Here is a 9722-nt window from a genome sequence, read left to right as displayed (position 1 = left end):
ACCTACGGTCCCGGCTCGGGCAACTAAGCCCAACCGGCCCCAGGGCCAGACACAGTGAGGCCCGGCAGGAGCGATCCTGCCGGGCCTTTTCGTATGCAGAGCCAGCTGGCTTCACCCTGACGCGCAACTGCGATATCATTTGCGCGATTCACCGAAGGAGGCGTTCTGATGCGAATTGGCTCTCTTGTGATTGCTCCGCTGATCTTCCCGCTCCTGGCCTGTTCGGCCTCCGAAGCATCCCCCGGCGAGAACCCCGATAGCGCGGCCTCCGGCACCGCCATCGGCTCCACGAGCACGGATGCAGCGGGCGATGCGCAGCTCACCCCCGAAGCCGGCGACACCGCGATGGCCGTGGCTGGCGCAAGCGCAGAGTCCGCCGCAATCACCACCGCAGGCGCATCGGACGACGACCTGTTCCGCACCGCCGGTTTCTCCCGCACCGCGCGCGGCTGGGAGAAGTGCGAAGATCCGGGCTCCGTCGCCTATGCTCCGGGCGAGGTCGCGCAGCGCGGCGATTTCAACGGCGACGGGCGGCCCGATGCGGTGATCTACGAAGGATCGACCGCCTGCGCCGGGATGACCGGCAATGTCTATACCTTGCTCAGCCAGCAACCCGATGGCGCGTGGAAAGTGATCGACGAGCGCATCGGCCTGCCCCGCTTCCTTGCCACCAAAGGCGCAGGCGGCTGGCCCGATATCGAGGTCGGCGGACCGGGCTTCTGCTTCCCGGTGCTGCGCTGGAACGGCAGCGAATATGCGCTCAATCGCCGCGAATACGAAGGCAAGCCTTGTTCCTGATCGCCACAAATGCGAAGGACAGCCGCCGTTCAGAACAGGACGGCTAGCGCCGCCAGCAGGCGGGGTGGCTGAACAGGATTGCGAACGATTTCCTCGCTCCGTGACATGCCCTTTGCCGGACCGCTGGTTGCGCGGTTGCGGGCGCGGCTGCCCGAAAACCTCTCGCACCGCGCCATCGCGCTGATCGTGACCATCGCCATCGAGCTGCTGATCCTGCTCGTGCTGCTGAGCCTCGGGATGGGCATCACCCAGCCCGCCAGCCAGGGTTCGATCCTCTCGACCTTCGACAGCAGCGCGCCGCAGAACGACAACCCGGAAGCCGAAGAACAAAGCGACAGCGCCGAGACCGATCAGCCCACGCCGCCCACCGTGCCCGTAGAGCAGTCAGCCGTGCCCACACCGCTGACCCCGCCGACCATCGTTATCCCGCGCGAGAACACCATTCCCGTTCCCCCGCCCGTGCCGCAACCCAGCGCCGCGCCTGAGCCGCAGCCAAGCCCTCGCCCAACGTCGAGCATCCGCGCGGTGATCCGTAACGATGGCGGCAATATGGGCCCGCCCGGCGGCGCACCGCGCGGTTCACCCGACAGCCAGATTGTCGGGCGCGCGCCCGATGGCTCGCCGCTGTACGCCGCGCAGTGGTATCGCGAGCCCTATCCGAGCGAACTGTCAGGCTACCTGTCGACCGCGCGTCCGCCCGGCTGGGGCCTGATCGCCTGCAAGACCGCGCCCGAGTGGCGGGTGGAGGATTGCCAGATCGTCGGCGAGAGCCCGCAAGGCTCGAACATCGCCCGTTCGGTGCTCGCTGCCTCATGGCAGTTTCTGGTGCGCCCGCCGCGCATCGACGGCGAGTATCAGGTCGGTTCCTGGGTGCGCATCCGGATCGACTATTCGCGGGTGGCGAGCCGCTGAGCCTCTGGCAGAAAATCCGTTCGTCCTGAGGAGGGCACGAAGCCGCAGGCTGAGCGCCCGTCTCGAAGGGCCACAGTGCAGGTGGTTCGAGACGGATGCTCGGCCTGCGGCCTCGTCTCCTCCTCACCACGAACGGATGGTTTTCGCGCTCAGTCCACCAGCATCAGCGCATCGAGCGCCACCACGCCTTCGCCAGCCGGGTGAATGATCACCGGGTTCAGATCGATCTCGCGGATCGTCGGGTTGCCCGTCATCACCTGCCCGACCTTGACGATCAGCGCCGCCAGCGCATCGACATCGAGCGCAGGAGCACCGCGCCAGCCGGTCAGCAGCGGGGCCTGCTTCAGCTTAAGCAGCCCTTCCTTGACCTGCTCGACGCCCAGATCGGGGGTAAACAGCTTCACGTCCTTGAGGATCTCGGCGGTCACGCCGCCGAAGCCCGCCAGCACCACCGGGCCCCACTCGGGGTCGGATTTGGCGCCCACGATCATCTCGACGCCCATCTTGCCCATCTTCTCGACCAGCACGCCATCGAGCTTGATCGAGGCGTTGTAGGCCGCGACGTTTGCGTACATCTTGTCGAAGGCGGCCTTCACCTCGTCGGCAGTCTTGAGGTTGAGGATCACCCCGCCCGCATCCGACTTGTGCCCGAGCGCAGCAGCCTGCGCCTTCATCACCACCGGGAAGCCGATGGCCTCGGCAGCAGTCGCCGCTTCATCCGCCGTGGGGGCGAACTGGCTGATCGGGAAGCTCACCGCCTCGGCGAGCAGCTTCTTCGCCTTGTACTCGGGGATCACGCCATGCTCGTCGGCCAGAGCGGGCAGCGCGATGGGATCGCCCGAACGGTCGGCAAGGTCGCGCTTGGCGAGATCGGCCAGCCGCGCGATGGCGCGATAGGCGCGCTCGGTCGAGCGGAAGTAGGGAATGCCTGCGGCGGCGAGATTGTCGATGTAGTCCTGCGGCACGTTAGCGCCCTCGTCGACGCCCGCGAAGACCAGCGGCTTGCTGCCCGAGCTGGTTTCGATGGCCTTCTGGATCGGCGGGAACTTGATCTTGCTGGTGATCGGATCGGACTGGATGATCGAGGCAACCACCGAACCGATGCGGTCATCCTCCAGCAACGCGACCAGCAGGTTGGTGTAGATCTCGGGCTCACTGAGGCCGATCGCGGTGATGTCGGTCGGGTTCGAGACCGGCACGAAATCGGGCAGCACGGCGCGGATCTTCGGGCTGTTCTCGTCGTTGAGGTCAACCAGATCGAGCCCGACATCTTCGGCCAGATCGAACGCGAGGCCGCGCAGCGCGCCGCTTTCGCCCAGCACCGCCATGTTGGCACCGGGCAGGCTCGGGCAGGTCACGGCGATGGTGGCGATATCGGCCAGCTCTTCCAGCGTATCGGCGAAGATCACGCCTTCGCGGGTGAGCTTGGCCTTCATCAGCGCATAGTCGCCCGCCATGGCCCCGGTGTGGGTGGCGGCGCTCTCCTGCGCCTTCGAGCTCTTGCCCGGATGCAGCATGACGATCGGCTTGCCTGCCTCGCGCGCGCGCCGCGCGGCGGCGACAAAGGCGGCGGGGCGACGGAAGTTCTCGACATACATGGCGATGACGTTGGTGGCCGGATCGTCGATCAGCCATTCGACATAGTCCTCGACGCCCGAGGCCGCTTCGTTGCCGGTGCTGACCGAGGTCGAGACGTAGCAGCCGCGCGGGTGCAGCGTGGTCGCCAGCACCGCCGCCAGCGCGCCCGACTGGCTCGCAATGCCGACCGCGCGCTGGCCCGGACCGGGCTGCTTCATGTTGGTTTCGACGAAGGTGAGCGGAATGCCTTCGACATAGTTGGTGCAGCCGAGGCAGTTCGGCCCTTCGACGATCATGCCCGCTTCGGCGGCGATGCGCGCCAGCTCGGCCTGATCCTTCGCGCCTTCCTCACCCGCCTCGGAGAAGCCCGCGGCATAGATCACCACCGCGCCGCAGCCGTTCTTCGCAAGGTCGCGTACCGTATCGAGCACGAAGGGGCGCGGGATCGCCAGCACCGCGCAGTCAACGCCCTGCGGCAGCTCGTTCACCGAGTGATAGACCTTGAGGCCCTGCAGCTCGTCGCGCTTGGGGTTCACCGGGTAGATGTCGCCCGCGAACTTGTATTGCACGAGGTTGTTGAGCAGCGTGCAACCGAGCGCGCCATGGCGGTCGGAGGCACCGATCACGGCGACCGACTTGGGGCGCAGCAGGCGGTCGATCTGTTCGTTGGTGAAACGGCGGGTGGTGGTCATGGCAAGAACTCTCCGTCAGTTGCAAGCAACCCCTCCCGCAGGCGGGAGGGGCAGCGAGACTTATCGAGCCGCAGGCGAGGTTAGTCGCAGCGGGGTGGGCCTTTGCGGCCCATGCCCACCCCCAGCCCCTCCCGCAGGCGGGAGGGGAGAAGAACGTCAGCCTTTCAGCTTGTCCTTGTCGAAGGCGCCGAGGCCGGGCTTGAAGGTCTTCTCGTCAAGGAACTGCTTGGTCGCTTCCTTGCGGGTTTCCCAGCCGCCGAAATCGTTCAGCGCTTCCTGCGCGCGGATCAGGTAATCCTCGGCGTTGTCGTAGGTCATCTCGCGCACGCGGCGCATCGCCCACTTGGTGGCGCGCAGGGCCTGCCCGTCCTTCTTCTTCAGCACGTCGCACACTTCCTGCACGCGCGCCTTCAGCTTGTCGGCGGGCAGCGATTCGTTGACCATGCCCTTGGCCGCAGCCTGCGGGCCGGTGAGGTTCTCGCCCATCATCGCGTGGTACATGGCATCGCGGAAGTTCATCAGCTCGGCCGCGACCTTCGAAGCGCCGCCGCCGGGCAGGATCGCCCAGTTGATTTCGCTGAGGCCGAACTGCGCGTCGTCCGAGCAGAAGGCGAGGTCGCAGCCGAACAGTGGGCCATAGGCACCGCCGAAGCACCAGCCGTTGATCATCGCCACGGTCGGCTTTTCGTACCAGCGCAGACGCTCCCACCAGCCATAGGCCTGACGCTGGTGCTCGCGGGTCTTGTGCAGGCCCTGCAGCTCGGCTTCGCGGAAGTATTCGAGCAGGTCCATGCCCGCCGACCATGCCGTGCCCTCGCCGGTGAGGACCAGCACCTGCACGTCGTCGCGGAATTCCAGCTCTTCGAGAACCTTGAGCATCTGCTTGTTGAGCTTCGGGCTCATGCAATTGCGCTTGTCGGGACGGTTGAATGCGACCCAGGCAACGCCGTCGACAACGTCGACCTTGACGGTTTCTTCCTGCGGACGCGGATCGGGTTTGGACGGACCAGCCATAAATCTATCTCCTCTTTCCCCACTACCACGACTCATGGCAGCAGCATTGTTATGGGCCATAGCTATCCGGATTGCTATGAGCAACAGCAATCGCTACACCGTCATCATGCGCGACCCCCTGCCCCAGCTCCCCGGTTATTCGCTGCGCCGTGCGGCCCATGCGACGGCTGCCGAACTGGGCGAGCGGCTGGCCACGCTTGGCCTGCGCCAGGTCGATGCCTCGGTGCTGATCCTGATCGCGGAGAACGCCGATGTCACCGCCAGCGCGCTGGGCCGGCAGCTCGATATCCAGCGCGCCAATATGGTGCCGCTGCTGAAGCGACTCGATGATGAAGGCCTGATCGAGCGCCAGCCGCTCGACGGCAAATCGCAGGCGCTGCTGCTGACCGCGGCGGGGCATGCGCGGATGGAAGCAGCGCTCGGCATCATCCACGCGTTCGAGGATGAACTTCTGGCCCGCATTCCCGCGCGGCATCGCGAACATTTGCTGCCGGCGCTGAATGCCCTCTGGCGTTGAGGCCCGGCAAACCCTAGCTTTGTTCCAACAAGAGCTGGGAGCCAGGAATGCACGAGCACGCCATCCATCCGGTGAGCCCCGAATGGGCCGCCAATGCCAAGATCAACGCCGAGAGCTATGCGCTGAAATACCGCGCCAGCATCGATGACCCGGACAGTTTCTGGCTCGGCGAGGCGCAGCGGCTCGACTGGATGCGCCAGCCCACCAAGATCAAGAACGCCTCGTTCGATCCCGATAACTTCCATATCCGCTGGTTCGAGGACGGCACGCTCAACCTCGCCGCCAACTGCCTTGACCGGCATCTGGACAAGCGCGGACAGGATGTGGCGATCATCTGGGAGCCCGACCATCCCGATACGCCCAACCGCATCATCACCTACGACCAGCTCTACAAGGACGTGTGCCGCTTCGCCAATGCGCTGAAGGCCGATGGCGTGAAGAAGGGCGACCGGGTCACGATCTACCTGCCGATGGTGCCCGAGGCCGCCGTCGCCATGCTCGCCTGCGCGCGGATCGGCGCGGTCCATTCGATCGTGTTCGCGGGGTTCAGCCCCGATGCGCTGGCACAGCGGATCAGCGATTGCGACAGCCAGATCGTGCTCACCGCCGACGAGGGCCTGCGCGGGGGCAAGAAGGTGCCGCTGAAGGCCAATGTCGATGCGGCCTGCGAGAAGGCGAAGGTGCGCACCGTCATCATGCTGCGCCACACCGGGGCCGATGTGCCGATGGTCGAGGGCCGCGATGTCGACTGGCACGACGCCATCGAGCCGCACAACGCCGAATGCCCGCCCGAGGAAATGAACGCGGAAGATCCGCTGTTCATCCTCTATACCTCGGGCAGCACCGGCCAGCCCAAGGGCGTGCTTCATACCACCGGCGGCTATGCCGTCTGGGCGAGCATGACGCACGAATACGTGTTCGACTACCGCCCCGGCGAGGTCTACTGGTGCGCCGCCGATATCGGCTGGGTCACCGGCCATTCCTATGTCGTTTACGGCCCGCTGGCGAACGGCGCGACCACGCTGATGTTCGAGGGCGTGCCCAACTATCCCGATTTCAGCCGCTTCTGGCAGGTGGTCGACAAGTACAAGGTCGAGCAGTTCTACACCGCCCCCACCGCTCTGCGCGCCCTGATGCGCGAGGGCGATGAATGGGTCCAGAAGACCAGCCGCAAGAGCCTCAGGATCCTCGGCTCGGTCGGCGAGCCGATCAACCCCGAGGCCTGGGACTGGTACTATAACGTGGTCGGCGACGGTCGCTGCCCCATTGCCGACACCTGGTGGCAGACCGAAACCGGCGGCCACATGATCACCCCGCTTGCCGGTGCCCACGCCCTCAAACCCGGCGCGGCAAGCTTCCCGATGTTCGGCGTCCAGCCCGCGCTGGTCGATCCGACCGACGGGCATATCGTCGAAGGCGCGACCGAGGGCGCGCTGGTGATCCTCGATTCATGGCCCGGCCAGATGCGCACGGTCTATGGCGATCACGAGCGTTTCATCCAGACCTACTTCACCCAGTATCCCGGCAAGTACTTCACCGGCGACGGCGCACGCCGCGACGAGGACGGCTATTACTGGATCACCGGCCGCATCGACGATGTGATCAACGTGAGCGGCCACCGCATGGGCACAGCCGAAGTCGAAAGCGCGCTGGTCGAGCATCACAGCGTGGCCGAAGCCGCCGTGGTCGGCATGCCGCACGATGTGAAGGGACAGGGCATCTATGCCTTCGTCACCACAGTGGCGGGCACCGAGGACAGCGAGGATCTGCGCAAGGAGCTGGTGCAATGGGTGCGCAAGGAGATCGGCCCGATTGCCACGCCCGATGTGGTGCAGTTCGCGCCGGGCCTGCCGAAAACGCGCTCGGGCAAGATCATGCGCCGCATCCTGAGGAAAATCGCCGAAAACGACACCGGCAACCTCGGCGATATCTCCACCCTCGCCGATCCGGGTGTGGTTGACGATCTGCTCGCCAATTCGCCGCACGCGAAAGGCTGATGCCGGAGCCAAAGGCACTATTGGCAAACAATACGGACAAACAAGGGATTGCGCGGTTTCGTTAACAAGCGGCGTAATTACGAGAATTGTCTTAGGGGTGTCTTTATTTGCTGTAAGTCTTCCTGTACCAGAGCGGGATGGCTATGGGAGCTGAAACACCCCTCAATGCGGGCCGCCGTCGGGACAGCCGACTGCGCCTGTCGGTTCCGGGCCGGCTCATCACGCTGACTGACACGCACAAGATTTCGCTGCGCGACATCTCCCAGTCGGGCGCCAAGCTGGTGCTTCCCGAGCAGGTGCAGCAGGGCGAGGATGGTGTGCTCGAATGGCTCGATTTCGAGGCTTTCGGCACCATCGTCTGGACCCACAAGGGCCTTGCCGGAATGGCCTTCGATGAGCCCCTGCCTACCGCAGTGCTGCTGGCAACGCGCGAAAAGTTCGACAGCCGCGCTTTCAAGAGCCACGAGGAAGAGGCGCGCGAACAGGCCGCAGACTGGTATCTCGGCTACAAGAACCGCTGAGGTTCGGCTCTCGCGCTGAGGGCCCATGCATTTTACGCAACCGCCATCTTTTGTGGCATTGCAACCTCTGCTAGGGGCGCGCCATGCCACGCACCCGCCTTTACCCGCTCGCCGACCTGGAAGACATTCCGGGCACCAAGGTTTTCACCGCGCTGCGCTCGCGCGAGGCCTACTATCTGCACAAGTTCTGCATGAGCCTGATGAAGGCCGAGAACCGTGAAGAGTTCAAGGCCGATGAGCCCGCCTATCTCGACAAGTTCAAGATGACGGCGGAGCAGAAGCAGGCCGTGCTTGACCGCGACCTGACGAAGCTGATCGAGCTGGGCGGGAACATGTATTTCCTCGTCAAGCTCGCCTCGACCGACGGCCTTTCGGCGTTGAAGGCCGTTTCCACCACCTCGGGCATGGGCGTCGAGGAATATACCCAGATGATGCTCGAAGGCGGCCGCAGCCCCGAAGGTATCCGTTCGATCAGGGACAAGAACTGACATGGCCCGTATTTCTGCCGGTATCGCCACCAGCCACGTGCCCGCCATCGGCGCCGCCTTCGATCTGGGCAAGACCAAGGACCCCTACTGGGCGCCGGTCTTCGAAGGCTACGAGTTCGTGAAGGAATGGATCAAGGACAACACGCCCGACGTGGTGATCCTGGTCTACAACGATCACGCATCGTCGCTGATGATGGACATCGTGCCGACCTTCGCGATGGGCTTCGCCGACGAATTCCAGAGCGCCGACGAAGGCTGGGGCCGCCGCCCCGTGCCGGTGGTGAAGAACCACATCGAACTGGCCGCGCACATCGCCGAACAGCTGGTGATCGACGAGTTCGACATCACGCTGATCAACGAGATGGACGTCGACCACGGCTGCACCGTGCCGCTTTCGCTGGTGTTTGGTGACGTGGAAGAGTGGCCGTGCAAGGTCATCCCGTTCGTGGTCAACGTGTCGCAGTTCCCCACCCCCTCGGGCGAGCGCTGCTGGAAGATCGGCGAGGCTATCCGCAATGCGGTGAAGACCTTCCCCGAGGATCTCGACGTGCAGGTGTGGGGCACGGGCGGGATGAGCCACCAGCTCCACGGCACCCGCGCCGGCCTCATCAACGAGGAATTCGACCGCCGCTTCATCGACCTGCTCGCGCACGAGCCGGAAGAGCTGAAGTACATCACCCGCCTCGAATACCTGCGCGAAACGGGCACCGAGGGCATCGAGCTGATCATGTGGCTGATCATGCGCGCCGCGCTGGGTTATGGCGTGGAAGAGAAGAAGCGTTTCTATCGCGTGCCCGCGTCGAACACGGCGGTGGGGCATGTGGTTTACGAGGCCAAGAGCTGAAGCCTCCGTCGCCCCGGACTTGATCCGGGGCTGGGCTTCCTTCCCGCCCCAAGCTCCGATCAAACAGCCGAGGCCCGCATCAAGTGCGGGCCGACGCGAGGGAGTGGTGGTCACGAGAGGCAACTGTTCTCTTGATCCGGGGCAAGGATTGCCCTAACCGCCAAGCCGTCATCTGGGGAGTAGCCCCCGCGCGCCTTCGGGCGTCAATCCTTGCGTCAACATACTTGGTCGAGAGATCATGGCGCATGGGGGACGGACCACAATCCGTCCGGGCAAGACCAATGGCACCTGCTTTCGTCCGGCCGGGCGGAAGGCATGGTGCTGTTGCTGTCTCGAACGCCCGGCCCGGAGTACCCCTGTT

At 64.9% G+C, this 9722-nt stretch carries 9 protein-coding genes and 1 riboswitch; of the genes, 7 read left to right on the top strand and 2 right to left on the bottom strand.

Annotated features, from left to right (window positions below):
* The first annotated feature begins 168 nt into the window (after positions 1-168).
* Together D2V17_RS21780 and D2V17_RS11605 are read left to right on the top strand one after the other, a co-directional pair.
* On the top strand, positions 169-798 hold the full coding sequence (locus D2V17_RS21780; RefSeq protein ID WP_245978684.1) for a hypothetical protein: 630 nt from the start codon (positions 169-171) through the stop codon (positions 796-798).
* A gap of 105 nt (positions 799-903) precedes the next feature.
* On the top strand, positions 904-1710 hold the full coding sequence (locus tag D2V17_RS11605) for a hypothetical protein (RefSeq protein ID WP_119593066.1): 807 nt from the start codon (positions 904-906) through the stop codon (positions 1708-1710).
* 149 nt (positions 1711-1859) lie between these two features.
* Here the strand turns inward: D2V17_RS11605 and D2V17_RS11600 are convergent, their stop codons facing one another.
* Positions 1860-3980: an acetate--CoA ligase family protein gene (locus D2V17_RS11600; protein WP_119593065.1), complete on the bottom strand. Its 2121-nt coding sequence runs from the start codon at positions 3978-3980 to the stop codon at positions 1860-1862.
* Between the two features lie 156 nt (positions 3981-4136).
* Entirely contained in the window at positions 4137-4994 is an 858-nt protein-coding gene (locus D2V17_RS11595; RefSeq protein ID WP_119593064.1) for a p-hydroxycinnamoyl CoA hydratase/lyase, read from the bottom strand.
* 76 nt (positions 4995-5070) lie between these two features.
* Between D2V17_RS11595 and D2V17_RS11590 the strand changes: the two genes are divergently transcribed.
* The 5 genes from D2V17_RS11590 (at position 5071) to D2V17_RS11570 (ending at position 9361) form a co-directional block, all read left to right on the top strand.
* On the top strand, positions 5071-5511 hold the full coding sequence (locus D2V17_RS11590) for a MarR family winged helix-turn-helix transcriptional regulator (protein ID WP_245978683.1): 441 nt from the start codon (positions 5071-5073) through the stop codon (positions 5509-5511).
* A gap of 47 nt (positions 5512-5558) precedes the next feature.
* Complete coding sequence (acs, locus tag D2V17_RS11585) at positions 5559-7508, top strand: acetate--CoA ligase (RefSeq protein ID WP_119593063.1); 1950 nt, start codon at positions 5559-5561, stop codon at positions 7506-7508.
* 143 nt (positions 7509-7651) lie between these two features.
* Positions 7652-8029, top strand: coding sequence for a PilZ domain-containing protein (locus D2V17_RS11580; protein ID WP_191229163.1), 378 nt, complete (start codon positions 7652-7654; stop codon positions 8027-8029).
* 83 nt (positions 8030-8112) lie between these two features.
* Positions 8113-8517: a protocatechuate 4,5-dioxygenase subunit alpha gene (ligA, locus tag D2V17_RS11575; protein ID WP_119593061.1), complete on the top strand. Its 405-nt coding sequence runs from the start codon at positions 8113-8115 to the stop codon at positions 8515-8517.
* A 1-nt stretch (position 8518) separates the two neighbouring features.
* Positions 8519-9361 (top strand): class III extradiol dioxygenase subunit beta, encoded by an 843-nt coding sequence (locus D2V17_RS11570; RefSeq protein WP_119593060.1) that lies wholly within the window; start codon positions 8519-8521, stop codon positions 9359-9361.
* Between the two features lie 161 nt (positions 9362-9522).
* Positions 9523-9708, top strand: a riboswitch (yybP-ykoY riboswitch).
* The last annotated feature ends 14 nt before the right edge of the window (positions 9709-9722 follow it).

The organism is Aurantiacibacter xanthus (assembly GCF_003584015.1).
GTDB classification, from domain to species: domain Bacteria; phylum Pseudomonadota; class Alphaproteobacteria; order Sphingomonadales; family Sphingomonadaceae; genus Alteraurantiacibacter; species Alteraurantiacibacter xanthus.
Note: the sequence above shows the minus strand (reverse complement) of the source record. Positions and strands in the feature narration are given on the sequence as shown.